Source organism: Luteimonas aquatica (genome assembly GCF_022662575.1).
GTDB lineage: Bacteria > Pseudomonadota > Gammaproteobacteria > Xanthomonadales > Xanthomonadaceae > Luteimonas > Luteimonas aquatica.
On sequence record NZ_JALBFU010000001.1, the window covers coordinates 1,186,819 to 1,204,102 of the forward strand.

General features: G+C 70.9%; 14 protein-coding genes. 3 read left to right on the forward strand and 11 right to left on the reverse strand.

Annotated elements, in window-relative coordinates; genetic code table 11:
- Window positions 1–9 precede the first annotated feature (9 nt).
- Window positions 10–924: a peptidylprolyl isomerase gene (locus tag MD221_RS05545; RefSeq protein ID WP_425602205.1), complete on the forward strand. Its 915-nt coding sequence runs from the start codon at window positions 10–12 to the stop codon at window positions 922–924.
- A gap of 29 nt (window positions 925–953) precedes the next feature.
- On the opposite strand, the gene speG is transcribed toward MD221_RS05545, so the two are convergent.
- Window positions 954–1,535 (reverse strand): spermidine N1-acetyltransferase, encoded by a 582-nt coding sequence (gene speG, locus MD221_RS05550; protein ID WP_242108393.1) that lies wholly within the window; start codon window positions 1,533–1,535, stop codon window positions 954–956.
- Between the two features lie 155 nt (window positions 1,536–1,690).
- Complete coding sequence (locus MD221_RS05555) at window positions 1,691–4,147, reverse strand: TonB-dependent receptor plug domain-containing protein (protein ID WP_242108394.1); 2,457 nt, start codon at window positions 4,145–4,147, stop codon at window positions 1,691–1,693.
- Between the two features lie 151 nt (window positions 4,148–4,298).
- Between MD221_RS05555 and MD221_RS05560 the strand changes: the two genes are divergently transcribed.
- On the forward strand, window positions 4,299–4,598 hold the full coding sequence (locus tag MD221_RS05560; RefSeq protein ID WP_242108395.1) for a hypothetical protein: 300 nt from the start codon (window positions 4,299–4,301) through the stop codon (window positions 4,596–4,598).
- Window positions 4,599–4,606: 8 nt separating this feature from the next.
- Here MD221_RS05560 and MD221_RS05565 read toward each other — a convergent pair whose 3' ends face one another.
- The 3 genes from MD221_RS05565 to MD221_RS05575 all read right to left on the reverse strand — a co-directional run bounded on the left by MD221_RS05565 (window position 4,607) and on the right by MD221_RS05575 (window position 6,799).
- On the reverse strand, window positions 4,607–5,515 hold the full coding sequence (locus MD221_RS05565; protein ID WP_242108396.1) for a DUF2785 domain-containing protein: 909 nt from the start codon (window positions 5,513–5,515) through the stop codon (window positions 4,607–4,609).
- A gap of 22 nt (window positions 5,516–5,537) precedes the next feature.
- Entirely contained in the window at window positions 5,538–6,350 is an 813-nt protein-coding gene (locus MD221_RS05570) for a DUF4349 domain-containing protein (protein WP_242108397.1), read from the reverse strand.
- Between the two features lie 89 nt (window positions 6,351–6,439).
- Window positions 6,440–6,799 (reverse strand): GFA family protein, encoded by a 360-nt coding sequence (locus MD221_RS05575; RefSeq protein ID WP_242108398.1) that lies wholly within the window; start codon window positions 6,797–6,799, stop codon window positions 6,440–6,442.
- Window positions 6,800–6,973: 174 nt separating this feature from the next.
- Between MD221_RS05575 and MD221_RS05580 the strand changes: the two genes are divergently transcribed.
- Entirely contained in the window at window positions 6,974–8,791 is a 1,818-nt protein-coding gene (locus MD221_RS05580; RefSeq protein WP_242108399.1) for a DUF885 domain-containing protein, read from the forward strand.
- A 166-nt stretch (window positions 8,792–8,957) separates the two neighbouring features.
- Here MD221_RS05580 and MD221_RS05585 read toward each other — a convergent pair whose 3' ends face one another.
- The 6 genes from MD221_RS05585 to MD221_RS05610 form a co-directional block, all read right to left on the reverse strand.
- On the reverse strand, window positions 8,958–9,665 hold the full coding sequence (locus MD221_RS05585; protein WP_242108400.1) for a response regulator: 708 nt from the start codon (window positions 9,663–9,665) through the stop codon (window positions 8,958–8,960).
- Complete coding sequence (locus tag MD221_RS05590) at window positions 9,655–12,423, reverse strand: sensor histidine kinase (protein ID WP_242108406.1); 2,769 nt, start codon at window positions 12,421–12,423, stop codon at window positions 9,655–9,657. The genes MD221_RS05585 and MD221_RS05590 overlap by 11 nt, the downstream gene beginning before the upstream one ends.
- Before the next feature lie 58 nt (window positions 12,424–12,481).
- Entirely contained in the window at window positions 12,482–13,081 is a 600-nt protein-coding gene (gene kdpC, locus MD221_RS05595) for a potassium-transporting ATPase subunit KdpC (RefSeq protein WP_242108409.1), read from the reverse strand.
- A gap of 85 nt (window positions 13,082–13,166) precedes the next feature.
- A complete protein-coding gene (gene kdpB, locus MD221_RS05600; protein WP_242108411.1) occupies window positions 13,167–15,278 on the reverse strand; it encodes a potassium-transporting ATPase subunit KdpB in 2,112 nt (703 codons plus the stop codon).
- Window positions 15,279–15,333: 55 nt separating this feature from the next.
- Complete coding sequence (kdpA, locus tag MD221_RS05605; RefSeq protein WP_242108413.1) at window positions 15,334–17,106, reverse strand: potassium-transporting ATPase subunit KdpA; 1,773 nt, start codon at window positions 17,104–17,106, stop codon at window positions 15,334–15,336.
- Between the two features lie 74 nt (window positions 17,107–17,180).
- Window positions 17,181–17,273 carry a potassium-transporting ATPase subunit F gene (locus MD221_RS05610; protein WP_242108415.1) on the reverse strand — a complete coding sequence of 31 codons (93 nt, stop codon included), beginning with the start codon at window positions 17,271–17,273 and terminating at the stop codon, window positions 17,181–17,183.
- Between the last annotated feature and the right edge of the window lie 11 nt (window positions 17,274–17,284).

Consider the following 17,284-nt stretch of genomic DNA (forward strand, 5'->3'; position numbering starts at 1 on the left):
GAACCGCCGATGCGCCTTGCTCCGCTCGTCCTGTCGCTCGCCGCCGCGCTGGCCGCCGCTTCCGCGTCCGCGCTCGAATCGGCGCCGCCGAAACCCAAGACGATGCAGGAACTGCTCGACGCCTCGCAGGCGTCGGACTGGCGCACGCTCGATCCGGCGCGCACGCTGTACCTGGACCTGGACGCCGGCCGCGTGATCATCGAGCTGGCGCCGGACTTCGCGCCCGAGCACGTGGCCAACATCCGGACGCTGGCCCGCGAAGGCTACTGGGACGGCCTGAGCATCCTGCGCTCGCAGGACAATTACGTGGTGCAGTGGGGCGATCCGGCCGAGGAAGGCCAGCCGCGCAAGCCGCTCGGCGGCGCCAAGGCGCACCTGCCCGCGGAGTTCGACCGTTCCAGCAAGGGCCTGGCCTTCCATGCCCTGCCCGACAAGGACGGCTGGGCGGCGCAGGTCGGATTCTCGGAAGGCTTCCCGGCCGCGCGCGATGCGAAGGAAAACAAAGCCTGGCTGGCGCATTGCTACGGCGCGGTCGGCGCCGGCCGCGACGTCGCCGCCGATTCGAGCAACGGCGCCGAACTGTACGTCGTCGACGGCCAGTCGCCGCGCCAGCTCGACCGCAACATCACCCTGGTCGGCCGCGTCGTGCAGGGCATGGAGCTGCTGAGCGTGATGCCGCGCGGCACCGGTCCCCTGGGCTTCTACGAGAAGGCCGAGCAGCGCGCGCCGATCAAGGCGATCCGCCTGGTCTCCGAGGTGCCCGAGGCCGAGCGCACGCCGCTGCAGGTGCTGCGCACCGACACCGCGCTGTTCGATCGCGTGGTCGAGTCGCGCCGCAACCGCCGCGACGACTGGTACAAGCGGCCGGCCGGACACATCGACCTGTGCAACGTGCCGATCCCGGTGCGCAAGCCGCCGGCGTAGCGCGCGGCGCGCGCACGCCGAGAAGCCGGTCAGTCGGCGCCGCGATCCCCGCCGCCGTTGAGCACCTCGTGCTGGAACAGGCACATGCGGATCACGCTGCGGTAGCGGCCGTCGCTGAAGAACTCGTCCACCAGCACGCCCTCGCGCCGGAATCCGCACTTCTCGTAGATGCGGATCGCGGCGGCGTTGTCCACGTCCACCAGCAGATAGAGCTTGTACAGATTCAGGACGCGGAAGGCGTAGTTGATCGCCAGCCGCGTGGCTGCGGCGCCGTAGCCGCGCCCCTGCCGCTGCGGCGCGATCATCACCAGGAATTCGGCGCGCCGGTGCAGGTGGTCGATCTCCACCAGCTCGACCATGCCGGCGCGCTCGCCCTCGCTGCCGGCGCCTTCCCCGCGCCGGCCGCCCGGCCCGATCTCGACGATGAAGCGGCGCTCGCTCTGGTCGTGGATGTGCTTGCTGTACAGCTGCTCGAGCTCGACGAACGACTCGTAGGGCTCCTCGAACCAGTAGCCCATCGCGCTGCGGTTGTTGTTGAGCTCGTGCACGAAATGCAGGTCGCCGCGTTCGAGCGGGCGCAACGAGATTCCTGGGGCGGCGGCGTGGTCCATGCGCGCACTCTAGCGCAAGACGATGACGGCCCGGCGAAGGCGCGGCATGTCCGGCGCCTGCCATCGGGCGAGCGGTTCCGCGCCGGACGCGGCGCGGGACCGGCCGGCAATGCCGCCTGTCTCGGCGTGGCTTCGGCCCCGCCGCTTCGCCGCCGTCAGAACTTGTACCAGAAGCGGGCGAAATAGGCGCGGCCGTTGAGGCCGAACTGCACGCTCTCGTAGATGTGCCCGTTGTCGGTCTCGTTGGGGTCCTGTTTGCTGGGGAACACGTCGAAGATGTTGGTGGCGCCCACGGTGAGCTTGGCGCGCTCGCTGAAGGCATAGGTCAGGCTGGCGTCGGCCGAGGTCCTGGCCTTGTAGCGCTGGTTGGGCGCGCCGGGAACGAAGTTGCCGTCCTCATCCGTCGACGGCGCGGTGCCGGTGAACGTGCCCAGGGTCTGCGCGCCGAAGTAGACCACCTTCAGGCTCGGATTCCACGGACCGTTGCTGTAGTCGAAACCGAGCACCGCCTTGCTGCGCGGCGCGCCGTTCTCGATGAACAGGCGGTCGCGCTCGGGCAGGAAGGCATCCTCGCGCCCGGCCAGCGCCGCCGGCAGGTTCACCCGCGTCACCTCGGTCTTGTTGTAACTGGCGCCGAGATAGCTGTCGAGCTTGCCGCCCCACAGGTCGGCCTGGTGGCTGAGGGTCAGGTCCACGCCCTGGGTCTTGGTGTCGACGGCGTTGGCGAAGAAGCGCGCCACGCCCACCTGCAGCTCCTGCAGCAGCGGCGCGATCGGGTTGTCGGGGTCGTCGGCGCTGAAATCGCCGCCGAGCACGACGCGGTCGTCGATGTCGATGCGATACGCGTCCAGGGTCAGCGACAGGTTGTCGGCCGGCGACCAGGTGAAGCCGAGGGTGGCGCTGCGCGAGGTCTCCTCCTTCAGCGACGGCAGGCCGGCCAGGCGCACCAGCTCGCTGTCGTTGGGAGCGATCACGATGTCGACCGGCTGGCCGTTGATGAAATCGGTGATCGTCGAGGAGAAGTATTTCTGCTGCAGCGACGGGGCGCGGAAGCCGGTGCTCACCGAGCCGCGCAGCAGCAGCTTGTCGGTGGCGCGGAAGGCCAGCGCCAGCTTGCCGTTGAGCGTGGAACCGAAGTCGCTGTAGTCCTCGTAGCGCGCCGCGGCGGCGATCAGCAGCCGCTCGGTGGCGTCGAGCTCGACGTCGACGTAGCCGGCCCAGCTGTCGCGGCTCTTGTCGGTGACGTCGCCGGGCTGGAAGCCCGGGAAGCCCTGGCTGCCCGGGTTGCCGCCCTGTCCGGCGCCGTCGTAATCCAGGTACGAGCCCGGCACGCCGGCGCGGATGCGGTAGTTCTCCTCGCGCCTTTCCACGCCGAAGGCCACGTTCAGGCCCTTGAGCACGCCGTCGAAGTAGCGCGAGACGTCGAAGTTGCTGGTGTTCTGCTCGAAGGAGAAGCCGCCGGCGTCGAAGCCGGCCGGGCTCATGCCGCGCCCGCCGTTCTCCAGGTCGAGATTGGCGATCGAGGCATTGAGCGTGTGGTTGATGGTGTAGCGCAGCTCGTTGTAGCCGTAGGTATGCGACAGGTCCCAGTGCCAGTCGCCGGCGTCGCCGCGCGCGCCGAGGATGGCGTAGCGGTCCTGCAGGTCGCCGTCGATGTAGGGCACGAAGCCGTCGGGATACATCGCCGCGGAATTGCGCGAGGGGATGTCGTCGCTGCCCACGCCGCCGCGCGCCCAGGCCGCCGAGGAGGCGGCGCGGCTCTGCATGCCGGCGGTGAGATAGGCCTGCGACGATTCGCCCAGCGGGATGTCGCCGTTGAGGTAGACGGTGCGGTTCTTGACCTTGCTGTCGCCGATCACGCGCAGCGGGTTGACGTCGGTGGCGCGGTTGGAGCGGCCGCGGTCCTGCCATTCGCCGGTCACCGACAGGCCGCCGCCCATCGAGAACTCCAGGCCGCAATAGGCCGAGGCCAGCCAGTTGTCGCCGTCGCCGCGCGAATACTGGCCCCAGCCGAGGATGGTCTCGCAGCCGGGGCGGCGCTTGAGCACGATGTTCATCACCCCGGCGATGGCGTCGGAGCCGTACTGCGCCGAGGCGCCGTCGCGCAGGATCTCGACGCGGTCGATGGCCAGCTGCGGGATCGCGTTGAGGTCGGTGCCGGTATTGCCGCGGTTGCGCGCGCCGTAGATGTTCACCAGCGACACGGTGTGGTGGCGCTTGCCGTTGACCAGCACCAGGGTCTGGTCGGACCCCAGGCCGCGCAGCGCGGCGCCGTCGATCAGGTCGGCGCCGTCGGCGCCGGTCTGGCGGGTGGAGGTGAACGACGGCGTGGTGTACTGCAGCGTCTGCGCCAGGTCGAACTGCGCGCCCTGCTCGGCCGACTTCTCCATCGGGATCACGTCCACCGGCACCGGCGTCTCGGTGTCCGAGGAGCGCTGCACGCGCCGCGAACCGAGCACGCTGACGGTGCCCAGCGTCTTGGGCTGCGCGCCTTCGGCCTGCGGCGCCGCGGGCGCGGCTTCCTGCGCCGCCGCCGGCACCGCCATGGCGGCCGCGATCAGTCCGAGGGTCAGCGTTCCCGCGCCGCGGCCCGCCTTGCGAATCGACTTCATGCCACTCTCCCCGATGGTGAACGGTGTCCCCCCGGGGGCGCAGCGTAACGAAGTTTTTGCGGGTTGTCGCGACGGCCACGCGGCCGTCACGCCGGCTTAGCCTCGGCGCGCCTAGCCTGCCGCCATCCGCCCAGGACGAGGAGGCCAGACGATGTCCCTGCTCCGCATCCGCCTCACCGGCAGCGACGATGCCGTGCGCGCGGTGATGAACCTGCTGCAGAGCCTGGACGGCATCGAGCACGTGGAGGAGATCGACGACCTGATGCCGCACATGGACGATGCCGACTCCAGTTCCGCCGGCCTCAGCGACGTGGAGGGGCCGCAGCTGCACGAGATCGAGGTCGACGCGCCCAATCCCTCCACCGAGCGCAAGGTGCGCGAGGCGGTGGAGGCGCTGGCCTTCGAGCTGGACGCGGTGGCCGAATTCGTGGCGAACGAGGAAGACTACTAGCGCGCCGCTCAGCCCGGCTTGAGCGCGTCGGCGAGCGCCGGCTTCAGGGCGCGCACGCCGGCGTCCTCGCTGCGGTCGGCTTCCAGGTACAGCTCGACCAGGAACGCCCGCAGGTTGTGCCGCTGCGCCAGCCGCACGCGGTCGATGTCGCCCGGCGCGATCGGCGCGAGCCCGGCGCGCAGCGCGGCGAACCAGGCCGTCCACTCCGCTTGCGAATACAGGCCGCGCCGCGCGGCGGACAGCACCGGCCTGGCGAGCCGGCCCGGCTCCCCGTCCACGTAGGCGTAGCCGCCCGAGGCCGGCACCTGCCGCGCCACCGCCGCCAGGATCCGGTCGTACTGCGGCCGCGCCAGCGCCGGATTGAGGCTGAGCTGCATCAGCCAGTCGGCGCCGTGGGCGACGCCATGGCGCCAGCCGTCGCGATCGTCGAAGCCGCGATAGTCGCGCACCTCGCGCAAATAGTCCGCCGCGCGAGCCACCATCGCATCGCGTTCCTCGGGCCCCATCCAGGCGCGGATGCGATCGGTGCGCGCCACCTCGGACAGCACCAGCGCCGCGAACGGGCGCCGGAATCCGTCCGGGTCCGGCGCGTCGAGCATCGCGTACAACGCGTCGCGCAGGGTGCGCAAGGCGCCGGTATCGAGATCGCCGGCGCGCAGCCAGTGCGTCAGCGCTTCGTAGGCGATGCCATCGCGCATGGCCGGATCGGGATCGCCGAGGCAGGCGGGCAGCGTCGCCGCCAGCGCCGCGCGCGCGGCCGGATCGGGCAGCGCGAAGCCGGACGCCTTCCATGCCTGCAGCGAGGCGCGTGTCCACCCGGACGGCGGGCAGGATTGCGATTGCGCAAATGCCGGCATCGCCGCCAGCAGCAGGCACAGCAGCGCCGCCCTGTCCCGCGGCCGCGATGCCGGCGTCATCGGCCTTGCCACTCGCCGTCCGTCACTTGCGGCGGCGGCGGATGCGGCGGATCACCAGCACCAGCACGAACAGCAGGATCGCCAGCGGGATCAGGAAGGCGAAGGCGCGGATCAGCCAGGCCGTGCCCGAAGACAGGATCTCGCCGAAGTCGTGGAATGCCTGTCCGATCTCGTTGCGCCCGCTTTCCCCGCCCGGCGCCTGGAAGTTCATGGTCAGCAATTGGGTATCGATGCGGCGCCGGTGCTGCGCGCCCTGCTGCTCGGTCGCTTCCAGCTGCGCCTCGGTCTCGGCCAGCTGCTTCGACAGCGCGATCATGTCGGCCACGGCGAGGTCGCGGCGCGCCTGGAACTCCTGCAGCCGCTCGCGCTCCTTGCGCAGGCGCTCCTGGGCCAGGTTGTTGTCGCGCACCACCACCGCCAGATCCTCGGCGCGGGTGCTGCGGCTGCCGAGCTCGGCGCCGTCGCTGGCCAGCTTGATCATCGGCTCCACGCCGGCCGGAACGATGCGCACCGTCAGGCTGCCGCCCGGCAGCGAGTCGCCGCCGCGCTGGTTGACGTTGAGCACCACGCATTCGCCGAACTTGCCCGCGTTGCAGGCGGCCTGCGCCGCGCGCAGGCGTTCGGGAATCCGCTCGGCGGCCAGGCGGATCTCGACGTCGTGCTCGTAGGCCAGCATGGCCTGCGCGCGGGGCGGCCCCCCGCCCGCGGCGGGCGCCGCCATGTTCATGTCCGCGGGCGCGTAGCCGCCCAATGCCATCGATTCCTGATTCTGGCCGCAGGCGGCGAGCCCGCCCGCCGCGAGCAGCAGCACCATCCATCCCGTCATGCCACGCATATCGCTCTCTCCAGATTCGCGCCGGCCGGCGCACGCCGGGGCCAACGTCCCACGTCCTTGAACGGGGTCGACCCCGTCGGTGGACCCCGTCAGTAGCTGGCGCCGTCGTAGTGCGTGACCTTGACCTTGGACAGGTCCACGTCCGGCAGGCAGCGCAGGTTCACCATCGCCATGCGTTCGCCGGTCTTGGGATTGCTGCCCTCGCTGAAGGGGGCGACGCCGCATGTCGGGCAGAAGCGATGCTGGATGTGGTGCCTGTTGAAGGTGTAGGTGCCCATCTCGGACTCGGGCGTCTTCAGCGTCAGCGCATCGCGCGGAAAGGCGGCCAGCAGGCTGCCCCGGCGGCGGCACATCGAGCAGTTGCAGTCGATCGCCTCATCGACCCTGCCGGCGGCGCCGTCGAGATCGAAGGCGATCGCGCCGCAGTGGCAGCTTCCCTGGTAGTGCATGACGGCCTCTCCACAGTCATGGGCCTCGCACGATACGCGATCCCCGCAACCGCCGCATCCGCGCCGATGCACTTGCCGCGGTGCGCGCACTGCTGCAGGCTGTCGGCCGCAGCCGCGCCGGCGTCGCGCCCGCGGTCCCGCGCCATTCCCGTCTCCGGAACCCTGGTCAAGCCGATGCGCACTTCCCTGCTCTCCCTTTCCCTGCTCACGCTCGCCCTGGCCGCCTGCCAGCCGCACGCGCCGAACGCGACGCCTGCCGGCGGCGACAAGGCCGCGCCCGCCGCGGCGCAGGCCTCGCAGGCCGACCAGGCCTTCGCCGACCTGTCCAAGCGCTGGCTCGACGGCTGGCTGCGGCTGAACCCGGTCAACGCCACCCAGGTCGGCGACCATCGCTTCGACAACGAGATGGACGACCTGAGCGCGGCCGGCCGGCAGAAGGCGCTGGACTTCAACAGGAAGCTGCTGGCCGAACTGGACGCCATCGACGCCAAGCAGCTCTCGCGCGAGAACCAGGTCGACGCGCTGATCCTGCGCAACCAGCTGCAGGGCGACATCTGGAGCACCGAGACCCTGCAGAGCTGGGCCTGGGATCCGCAGATCTACAGCGGCCTGGCCGGCGGCGCGGTCTACAACCTGATGGCGCGCGAGTTCGCGCCGCTGCCGCAGCGGCTGAAGTCGGCGACCGTGCGCATGGGCAAGATCCCGGCGCTGTTCGCGCAGATGCGCGAGAACCTCGACCCGACGCGCGTGCCGAAGATCCACGCCGAGACCGTGGCCAAGCAGAACAACGGCCTGCTGGAGCTGATCGACCAGTTCATCACGCCCAATGCCGGCCAGCTCTCGGGCGAGGACCGCAAGCAGTTGGACGCGGCGGTGGCGCAGCTGCGCAAGGCCGTCGCCGAACAGCAGGCCTGGCTCGACAAGACCCTGGTGCCCAACGCCAAGGGCGACTTCCGCATCGGCGCCGCGATGTACGACCAGAAGCTGAAGTTCTCGCTCAACTCCGCGCTCTCGCGCGGCGAGATCCGCCAGCGCGCCGAGGCCGAGATGCAGCGCGTGCGCGGGGAGATGTACGGGATCGCGCAGACCGTGCTCAAGGACAAGCCCGGCGCGCCGCAGATGCCGGCGCAGCCGACGCCGGAACAGCAGCAGAAAGCCATCGAGGCCGCGCTGGAACTCGCCTACGCCGAGCACCCCAAGCGCGACCAGGTGGTCGACTTCGCCAAGCGGACGCTGGCCCAGGCCACCGCCTTCACCCGCGAGAAGAACCTGGTCAGCGTGCCGGACGATCCGGTCAAGATCATCCTGATGCCGGAATTCCAGCGCGGCTTCTCGGTGGCCTACTGCGATTCGCCGGGCCCGCTCGACAAGGGCCTGGACACCTATTATGCGATCTCGCCGATCCCGGACGACTGGAGCGACGCGCAAGTCGAATCGTTCCTGCGCGAATACAACGACCGCATGATCCACCTGCTGTCGATCCACGAGGCGATGCCCGGCCATTACCTGGAGGGCGCGCACTCGGCAAAGTTTCCGTCCACGCTGCGCGCGGTGCTGCGCTCGGGCCTGTTCGCCGAGGGCTGGGCGGTGTACACCGAGAAGATGATGACCGACGCCGGCTACCTGGGCGGAGATCCGCTGTTCAAGCTGGTGCAGCTGAAGTTCTACCTGCGCACCATCTCCAACGCCATCCTCGACCAGGGCATCCATGTCGACGGCTGGTCGCGCGAGCAGGCGATGGAGCTGATGACCAAACAGGCGTTCCAGCAGGAGCGCGAGGCGGCCGGCAAGTGGGTGCGCGCGCAGCTGTCCTCGACGCAGCTGCCGACCTACTTCGTCGGCGTGCAGGAGCACTTCGACACCCGCAAGGCCGCCGAAGCCAAGCTCGGCGACAAGTTCGACCTGAAGGCCTACAACGACAAGGTGCTGTCCTACGGCGCGCCGCCGGTGCGCTTCGTGCGCCAGCTGATGCTCGATCAGCCGATCGAATAGGCCGATCGAATAGGCCGCGCGACGGCCGCACCCGCTCGTCCCTCTCCCGCCGCGCGGGAGAGGGACCGCGAGCGCAACGAGCGAGGATGAGGGCGCGCACGCCCCTCTCCCCTCCCAGGCTGACAGGTCGACCGCCGCAGCGGGACCGATCCCGCCTTCGCCCCGCTCAAGCCTTGAAGCGCAGCCCCACCCCGGGCTCGGTGGCGATGTAGCGCGGCGCCGAGGCATCGTCGCCGAGCTTCTGCCTGAGCTTGCCCACCAGGATGCGCAGATAGTGCGTGTCCTCCTGGTGGGTCGGCCCCCACACCTCGCGCAGCAGCTGCGGCTGGGTGACCACGCGGCCGGCGTTGCGCAGCAGCAGCGACAGCAGCGCGAATTCCTTGCGCGTGAGCGAGACCGCCTCCCCCGCCACGCTGATCTCGCGCCGCGCCAGGTCGATGTGCAGCGTGCCGTCGTCGAACTGCGGCAGCGCCTCGGCCGGGGCCGCGTGCAGGCGCAGCAGGTTGCGCACCCGCGCCATCAGCTCCTGGATGCCGAACGGCTTGGTGACGTAGTCGTTGGCGCCGCCGTCCAGCGCGGACACCTTCTCCGCCTCGCCCGCGCGCACGGTCAGCATGATCACCGGCACCGGCGACCATTCGCGCAAGCGGCGCAGCACCGCATGGCCGTCGATGTCCGGCAGGCCGAGATCGAGGATCACCAGGTCCGCGCCATGCGTGGCCAGGGCGGCGAGCCCGCCCTCACCGTGCTCGGCCAGCTCGACCGCGTAGCCCTGCGCGCGCAGGCTGATGTCGAGGAAGCGACGGATCTGCGGCTCGTCGTCGATCACCAGGATGCGCGCGGGCGGCACGGAGGCGGCGGCGTCATTCGTCATGCGGCGGATCGTGCTCGGTGGCGGTGGGAGGGAGGGCGTCCTGCCGGGGCGGTTCGACCAGGGGAAGCGTAATCCGAATGGTCGTTCCGCGCCCGTCAAGGCCGGGCAGGGCCTCCACCTCGCCGCCGTGCGCGCCGATCATGCCGCGGGTGATGGTCAGCCCCAGTCCGGTGCCCTCGCGGCCGCGGTCGCCGCGCTCCACGCTGTAGAACATGTCGAAGATGCGGCGGCGCTCCTCCTCCGGAATGCCCGGGCCGCGATCGTGCACGTCGATGCGCAGCACGCGGCCCGTGCTCCATCCCCCGACCGCCGCGGCCCCCGGCGCGGCGCCCGTCAGACGCGCCTCGATGCCGACCGCCTCGCCCGGCGGCGAGAATTTCGCCGCGTTCTCCATCACGTTGAACAGGGCCTGCTCGATCAGCGCCGGATGCACCCAGATCGGCGGCAGCCCCGGGGCGAGCGCGACCTCGAAGCGCACGCCGGGCTGGTAGCGCTGCAGACGCGCCATCGCCGAACCGATCAGCTCGTCGACGCCGATCCAGTCGCGGTTGAGCGACAGTCCGCCGTGGCCGAGGCGGGTCATGTCCAGCAGGTTCTGGATGTAGCGGTCCAGGCGCTCGCCTTCCACGCGGACGGTCTCGAGCAGGCCGTGGCGGTCCTCGCGCCCCATCGCCTCGCCGTAGCTGTCCAGGCTGCTGGCCGCGCCGATGATCGCCGCCAGCGGCGAACGCAGGTCGTGCGAGACCGACGACAGCAGCGCCGAGCGCAGCCGCTCGGTCTCCTCGCTCACGCGCGCCGCCTCCAGGTCGCCGACCAGGTGGGTACGCAGCACGGCCTGCGCGATGTCCTCGACCATGGCCTCGGCCAGGCGGCGGCGCTCCGCGCCGAGCGCCGCCCCGCCATCGGCGAAGCGCAGGCCGATCACGCCCAGCGCCTCCGCCGCGCCGCGTCCGTCGCGCTCGCCGGGCAAGGGCACGAACCACCAGTCCGAGGCGGACAGCGTATCGGTGAAGCGTCCGGCCGCCTGCCGGTGGCGCAGCGCCCAGTCGGCGGCGGCGCGATCGCGGTCGTCGGGCGCGGCCACGCCCGCGGGCATGTCGTCGCGGGCGCCGCCCTCCGCCGCCATCCGCACCCAGACCGCCGCATCGAGCGAACGGCGGAATCCCGCGCGCGCGGCCTGCACCACCTGCCCCAGGTCGGCGGCGCTGGCCAGCTGCCGGCCGAGTTCCTGCAAGGCGATGGCATGCGCGTTGGCCGCGCGCAGCGCGATCACCTGCTGGCGCAGCCGCGAGGCCAGCCGTCCGGCGACCACGGCGGCGACCAGGAACAACAGCACGGTCACCACGCCCTGGCGCGCGCCGATCAGCAGCGTGTAGCGCGGTTCGATGAAGAAGAAGTTGTAGGCGAAGAAGCACAGCGCCGCCGCCAGCATCGCCGCGCGCGTGCGCGTGCGCGCGGCCACCAGCAGCACCGCGACGATGAACACCATCGACAAGTCGTCCAGCTGCACCCAGCGCTCGGCCAGCGCCGCGAACCCGGTGGCCAGCGCGCTGCCGAGCACGGCGACGGCGCTGTCGCTCCAGGTCGCCTTGCCCAGCTCGATGCGGTCGCGCAGGCGACGGCGCGACTGCGCGCGCGCCTCGGGCGTGCTGACGATGGTCAGCTCCAGGTGCGCGCCGCGCTGCAGCAGCTGCTGGGTCAGCGTGCGGTTGACCATGCGCGCCCACGGCCGTTCGCGCGTGCGGCCCAGCACGATGGTGGAGGCGCCGCTCTGCGCGGCATGGTCCAGCAGCGCGTCGACGATGCTGTTGCCGTGCAGGACGACCGCCTCCCCGCCCAGGCGCCGGGCCAGCGCGAAGGCGCGGTCCAGCTCGCGCTGCACCTCCTCGCGCACGCGCCCGCGGTTGACCGTCGCCACCACCCACGGCGCGGCGCGGCGTTCGGCGATGCGCCGGCCCACGCGCACCAGGTATTCGGACTGGCCGTGGCCGTCGATGGCGATCATCACGCCGCGGCGCAGGCTCACCCCCGGCAGGCCGCGCGCGACCTGGGTCTCGCGCAGATCGCTGTCGACGCGGTCGGCGGCGGTCTGCATCGCCAGTTCGCGCAGCGCGGCCAGGTTCGAGGGCGAGAAGAACGCCTGCAGCGCCTGCAGCGCCTGCTCGGGCACGTAGACCTTGCCGTCCTTGAGCCGCTGGATCAGCTCGCGCGGCGGCAGGTCGACCAGCACGATGTCGCGCAGGCGGTCGAACACGCTGTCGGGCACCGTTTCGCTCACCCGCACGCCGGTGATGCGGTGCACGACGTCGTTGAGGCTCTCCAGGTGCTGGATGTTGATCGTGGTGTGGACGTCGATGCCGGCGTCCAGCAGCTCGATCACGTCCTGCCAGCGCCGCTCGTGGCGGCTGCCGGGCGCGTTGCGGTGGGCCAGCTCGTCCACCAGCGCGACCGCCGGCCTGCGCGCGATCAGCGCGTCGAGGTCGAGCTCCTCCAGCGTGCTGCCGCGATAGGGAATGCGCAGGCGCGCGACCTGCTCCAACCCCTCCAGCAGCGCGGCGGTCTCGGCGCGCCCATGGGTCTCGACGATGCCGGCCACGACGTCCGCGCCCTGCTTGCGCAGCTCGCGCGCCCGCGACAGCATCGCGTAGGTCTTGCCGACGCCGGGCGCCGCGCCGAGGAAGATCGTCAAGCGCCCCGCGCCCTGCCGGCGGAGTTCGCCGACCAGGGCGTCGGCCTGTGCCTGGCGCGGATCGGTCATGCGTCCATTGTGCGCCATCCCGCGCCCGTCCCCGAGAACGCCCCGGCGGACGACCCGGTCATCGCAACGCGTCCAGCGCGAGGTTGAGCTCGAGCACGTTCACCCGCGGCGCGCCCAGCACGCCGAACTGGCGCGCGCGGGTGTGCTCGGCGACCAGCGCGGCGACCGTGTCCGGCGGCAGTCCGCGCGCCCTGGCCACGCGCGCCACCTGCACCCGCGCGCCGGCCGGCGAGATGTCCGGATCGAGGCCGCCGCCCGACTGCGTCGCCAGCTCGGGCGGCACCGCCTCCGCGGCGATCCCCTCGCGCGCGGCCACCGCCGCCGTGGCGTCGGCCAGGCGCTTGCGCAGCTCGGGATTGGTGCGCGCCTGGTTGCTGCCCGCGGCGGCCATCGGGTCGTAGTTCGCGGCCGAGGGGCGCGGCTGGAAATAGCGCGCGTCGGCGAACGGCTGCGCCATCAGCGCCGAGCCGACCACCGCGCCGTCGCGCTCGACCAGGCTGCCGGTGGCCTGCGCGGGGAACAGCAGGCGGCCCAGGCCGGCGCCGGCCAGGGAATACAGCAGGCCGGCGCCGAGCAGCGTGGCGAGGGCAAGGGCAATCGAGCCGCGCAAGGCGCCGCGGTCGTCGATCGGGGAAGTATCGGTCTGGTTCGCACTCATCGTATTTTTCTCCCGGAGCCCTCCCTGTTCCGTCATTCCTGCGAAAGCAGGAACGACGAGATAACTGGGGCGGCAATGTTTCGTGTCAGGCGCCAAGCAGGACCAGCAGCATGTCGATCAGCTTGATCGCCGCGAACGGCAGGATCACCCCGCCCACGCCGTAGAGCAGCATGTTCCGGCGCAGCAGCACTACCGCGCTGGCCGGCTTGAAGCGCACGCCGCGCAGCGCCAGCGGGATCAGCGCCGGGATGATCAGCGCGTTGAAGACCAGCGCCGCCAGCACCGCGTTGGACGGGCTCGACAGGCGCATGACGTTGAGCGCGGCGATCTGCGGCAGCGCCGCGGCGAACAGCGCCGGCAGGATGGCGAAATACTTCGACACGTCGTTGGCCAGCGAGAAGGTAGTCAGCGCGCCACGCGTGATCAGCTGTTGCTTGCCGACCTCCACCACCGCCAGCAGCTTGGCCGGATCGCTGTCCAGGTCGACCATGTTGCCGGCTTCTTTGGCCGCCTGCGTGCCCGAGTTCATCGCCAGGCCGACGTCGGCCTGGGCCAGCGCCGGCGCGTCGTTGGTGCCGTCGCCGACCATCGCCACCAGGCGGCCGCGCGCCTGCTCCTCGCGGATCTTGGCCAGCTTGTCCTCGGGCCTGGCCTCGGCGATGTAGTCGTCCACGCCCGCCTCGGCGGCGATCGCGGCGGCGGTGAGCGGGTTGTCGCCGGTGATCATCACCGTCTGCACGCCCATCGCGCGCAACCGGGCGAAGCGCTCCTTCACGCCGTGCTTGACCACGTCCGACAGTTCGACCACGCCGAGCACGTGCCTGCCCTCGGCCACCACCAGCGGCGTGGCGCCGCCGCGCGCGACCTGCGCCACGCGTCCTTCCAGTTCCGGCGAGACCACCCCGCCCTGCGCCAGCACGTGCTTGCCGACCGCGTCGCCCGCGCCCTTGCGGATCACGCGAGTCGCGCCATTGGCGCCGGCGACGTCGACGCCGGACATGCGCGTCTGCGCGGTGAACTGCACGTAGTCGGCGCGGTCGGGCTCGGCTGCGCCGCAGCCCTGCTCGCGGGCCAGCCTGACGATCGACTTGCCCTCCGGCGTCGGATCGGCGAGCGAGGACAGCAGCGCGGCCTCGCGCAACTGTTCGATCTCCACGCCGGCCATCGGATGGAAGGCGGTGGCCTGCCGGTCCCCGTGGGTGATGGTGCCGGTCTTGTCGAGCAGCAGCACGTCGACGTCGCCGGCCACTTCCACCGCCTTGCCGGACTTGGCCAGCACGTTGGCCGACAGCGCCCGGTTCATGCCGGCGATGCCGATCGCCGGCAGCAGGCCGCCGATGGTGGTGGGAATCAGGCACACCAGCAGCGCGATCAGCAGCAGCGGATCGACCTTGACGCCGACGAAGGCGCCGATCGCCGGCAGCGTCGCCACCACGATCAGGAAGGTCAGCGTCATCGCCGCCAGCAGCATCGTCAGCGCGATCTCGTTCGGCGTCTTCTGCCGGTTGGCGCCCTCCACCAGCGCGATCATGCGGTCGAGGAAGCTCTGTCCGGGCTCCGCGGTCACCTTCACCAGGATCTCGTCCGACAGCACCTTGGTGCCGCCGATCACGCCGGAGCGGTCGGTGCCGGCCTCGCGCAGCACCGGCGCGGATTCGCCGGTGACGGCCGACTCGTTGATCGTGGCCATGCCCTTGACGATCTCGCCGTCGGCGGGAATCAGCTCGCCGGCCGAGACCACGACCAGATCGCCGGGACGCAGGTCCGCCGCCAGCGTGGTGCGGGTCCTTCCGCAAAAGCCCGCGCCTCCTTGCGCGGACTCTTCACCCACATCGGGCAGCTTCGTATCGACGCGGCGCGCGACCAGGTCCTTGCGCGCGCGGCGCAGCGACGCGGCCTGGCCGCGCCCGCGCGCCTCGGCGATCGCCTCGGCGAAGTTGCCGAACAGCACGGTGACGAGCAGGATCAGCGTGACCGCCCAGCCGAAGCCGGCCGGCGCCTGTCCCGCCAGGGTGATCAGCGCCGACAGCAGCGTGCCGGCGAATACTACCGCCATTACCGGGCTCCTGAGCAGCGCGCGCGGCGCGAGCTTGAGGACGCTGTCGCGCAGGGCGCTGCGCAGGGCGGCGCCGTCGACCAGCGCCGGATGATCGCGGCGCGTCTTCTGTGTTTTCTGTTGTGTCGTGAGCGTAGTCATGAGATCGGCACTCGGGCATTCGTCAATGGCAGGCGCCCGCAGGCGCAGCCTCGTATCAGTGGAATGCGCCAAGGCGCATTCCGGCCATCAGCGACAGATGGTCGGCGACCGGCCCCAGCACCAACGCCGGCATGAACTGCAGCACGGTGAGGACGGCGATCACCGCGACCAGGGTCAGCGCGAAGGTCGGCGTTTCGATGTGCAGGCTGCCGGCGCTTTCCGGCGCCTGGCGCTTGCGGGCGAGGCCGGCGGCGACGATCAGCGGCACGATCAGCGCCGGATAGCGGCCCAGCAGCAGCACGGCGACGCAGCTCAGGTTCCACCAGTAGGTGTTGTCGCCCAGGCCCTCGAAGCCGGAACCGTTGTTGGCGAAGGCCGAGGTGTACTCGTAGAACACCTGCCCGATGCCGTGGAAGCCTGGGTTGGAGTTGCCTGTGATCGAGGGGATGGCCAGCGTCACCGCGGTGAAGCCCAGCACCACCAGCGGCTGCAGCAGGATCAGCAGCGCCAGCAGCCGTACCTCGGGCGCCTCGATCTTGCGCCCGAACAGTTCCGGCGTACGCCCGGTCATCAGCCCGGCCAGGAACACGCCCAGCAACAGGTAGACCAGGAACTGCTGCAGACCGCAGCCGATGCCGCCCCACACCGCGTTCACCAGCATGTTCACCAGGGCGACGCCGCCGGTGAGCGGGCTGAGCGAGTCGTGCATGGCGTTGACCGAGCCGTTGGAGGTCTGCGTGGTCACCGCCGCCCACAGCGCCGAGGCCTCGGCGCCGAATCGGGTTTCCTTGCCTTCCATCAGCGCCGGATCGCCGCTCGTGGCCGAGTGCGCCTCCGACCAGAGCGCCGCCGACGTGGACAGCACCGACATCAGTAGCATCGACCCGAACACCAGCGCGGTGAATTTGCGGCGCCCGGTGAACGGCCCGACCATGAAGGCGACCGCGACCGGGATCAGCACGATCGCCAGCGTTTCCAGGAAATTGGACAGCGGCGTCGGATTCTCCAGCGGCACCGCGCTGTTGGGGCCGTACCAGCCGCCGCCGTTGGTGCCGAGCTGCTTGGCCGCCACCATCGGCGCGACCGGGCCGAGCGGGATCTTCTGTTCGCGCATCCCGGCCGAAGCATCCAGGGGCGCCGCCGTCGGACCCGCCTGCAGCGTCGCCGGTACGCCCTGGCTGGCGAGCAGCAGGCTCCAGACCAGGCAGATCGGCAGCATGAAGCGCACGCTCGCGCGCACCACGTCGACGTAGTAGTTGCCGACGTCGATGTCGTCGCTGGCTTCGGTCTGTGCTTGCGACTGCCGTCCATGGCGCGACATCTCCGACTGCGGATCGCCCCGCCCCCCGAACAGGGCGCGCAACGTCGCCACCACCAGGGCCAGGCCCATCATCGGCGTCACCACCTGCAGGCCGACGATGCCCACCATCTGCGACAGGTACGACAGCTGCGCCTGTCCCGAGTAGTGCTGCTGGTTGGTGTTGGTGAGGAAGGACACCATCGTGTGCAGCGCCAGGTCCCAGCGCATGTTGGGCACGGCATCCGGGTTCAGCGGCAGCCAGGCCTGGGTCATGAACTGCATCCAGACGATCAGGCCGATCGCAAGATTGCTGGCCAGGAAGGCGCCGGCGTAGCCGCGCCAGGACATGCCGCGGACGCGGCCGGCGGCGTCGAAGCGCACGCCCAGCAGCGCGTAGAGCGGCTTCTCGATGAAGCCGAACGCGCGGTCGCCGCGCATCGGCGCGCCGCGCATCACCGCGGCGAGATAGCGGCCCAGCGGCCAGCCGAGGGCGACGGCAAGGACAAGAATGAGTAGGGCTTCGATCATGGCGATTCAGCCGGGAAACGGTGGAACAAGCGGCGCGGCGCGAACGCCCGCCCCTGCCCGCCTTCCCTTGGCTCTCAGAATTTCTCGGGAAAGAGGATCACGAACATCAGGTAGGCACCGGCAACGATCACTGCGATGCCGCACAACAGGGCCAGCCAGCCAGGCATGACGCGTCTCC

Excerpts from the sequence above, each read along its gene's own strand:
- MD221_RS05560 (WP_242108395.1), top strand. The coding sequence starts at position 4,299 with ATGTCCCTGCTCCGCATCCGCCTCACCGGCAGCGACGATGCCGTGCGC.
- MD221_RS05555 (WP_242108394.1), bottom strand. The coding sequence starts at position 4,147 with ATGAAGTCGATTCGCAAGGCGGGCCGCGGCGCGGGAACGCTGACCCTC.
- speG (WP_242108393.1), bottom strand. The coding sequence starts at position 1,535 with ATGGACCACGCCGCCGCCCCAGGAATCTCGTTGCGCCCGCTCGAACGC.
- kdpA (WP_242108413.1), bottom strand. The coding sequence starts at position 17,106 with ATGATCGAAGCCCTACTCATTCTTGTCCTTGCCGTCGCCCTCGGCTGG.
- MD221_RS05575 (WP_242108398.1), bottom strand. The coding sequence starts at position 6,799 with ATGCACTACCAGGGAAGCTGCCACTGCGGCGCGATCGCCTTCGATCTC.
- MD221_RS05545 (WP_425602205.1), top strand. The coding sequence starts at position 10 with ATGCGCCTTGCTCCGCTCGTCCTGTCGCTCGCCGCCGCGCTGGCCGCC.
- MD221_RS05590 (WP_242108406.1), bottom strand. The coding sequence starts at position 12,423 with ATGACCGATCCGCGCCAGGCACAGGCCGACGCCCTGGTCGGCGAACTC.
- MD221_RS05580 (WP_242108399.1), top strand. The coding sequence starts at position 6,974 with ATGCGCACTTCCCTGCTCTCCCTTTCCCTGCTCACGCTCGCCCTGGCC.
- MD221_RS05610 (WP_242108415.1), bottom strand. The coding sequence starts at position 17,273 with ATGCCTGGCTGGCTGGCCCTGTTGTGCGGCATCGCAGTGATCGTTGCC.
- kdpB (WP_242108411.1), bottom strand. The coding sequence starts at position 15,278 with ATGACTACGCTCACGACACAACAGAAAACACAGAAGACGCGCCGCGAT.
- kdpC (WP_242108409.1), bottom strand. The coding sequence starts at position 13,081 with ATGAGTGCGAACCAGACCGATACTTCCCCGATCGACGACCGCGGCGCC.
- MD221_RS05585 (WP_242108400.1), bottom strand. The coding sequence starts at position 9,665 with ATGACGAATGACGCCGCCGCCTCCGTGCCGCCCGCGCGCATCCTGGTG.
- MD221_RS05565 (WP_242108396.1), bottom strand. The coding sequence starts at position 5,515 with ATGACGCCGGCATCGCGGCCGCGGGACAGGGCGGCGCTGCTGTGCCTG.
- MD221_RS05570 (WP_242108397.1), bottom strand. The coding sequence starts at position 6,350 with ATGCGTGGCATGACGGGATGGATGGTGCTGCTGCTCGCGGCGGGCGGG.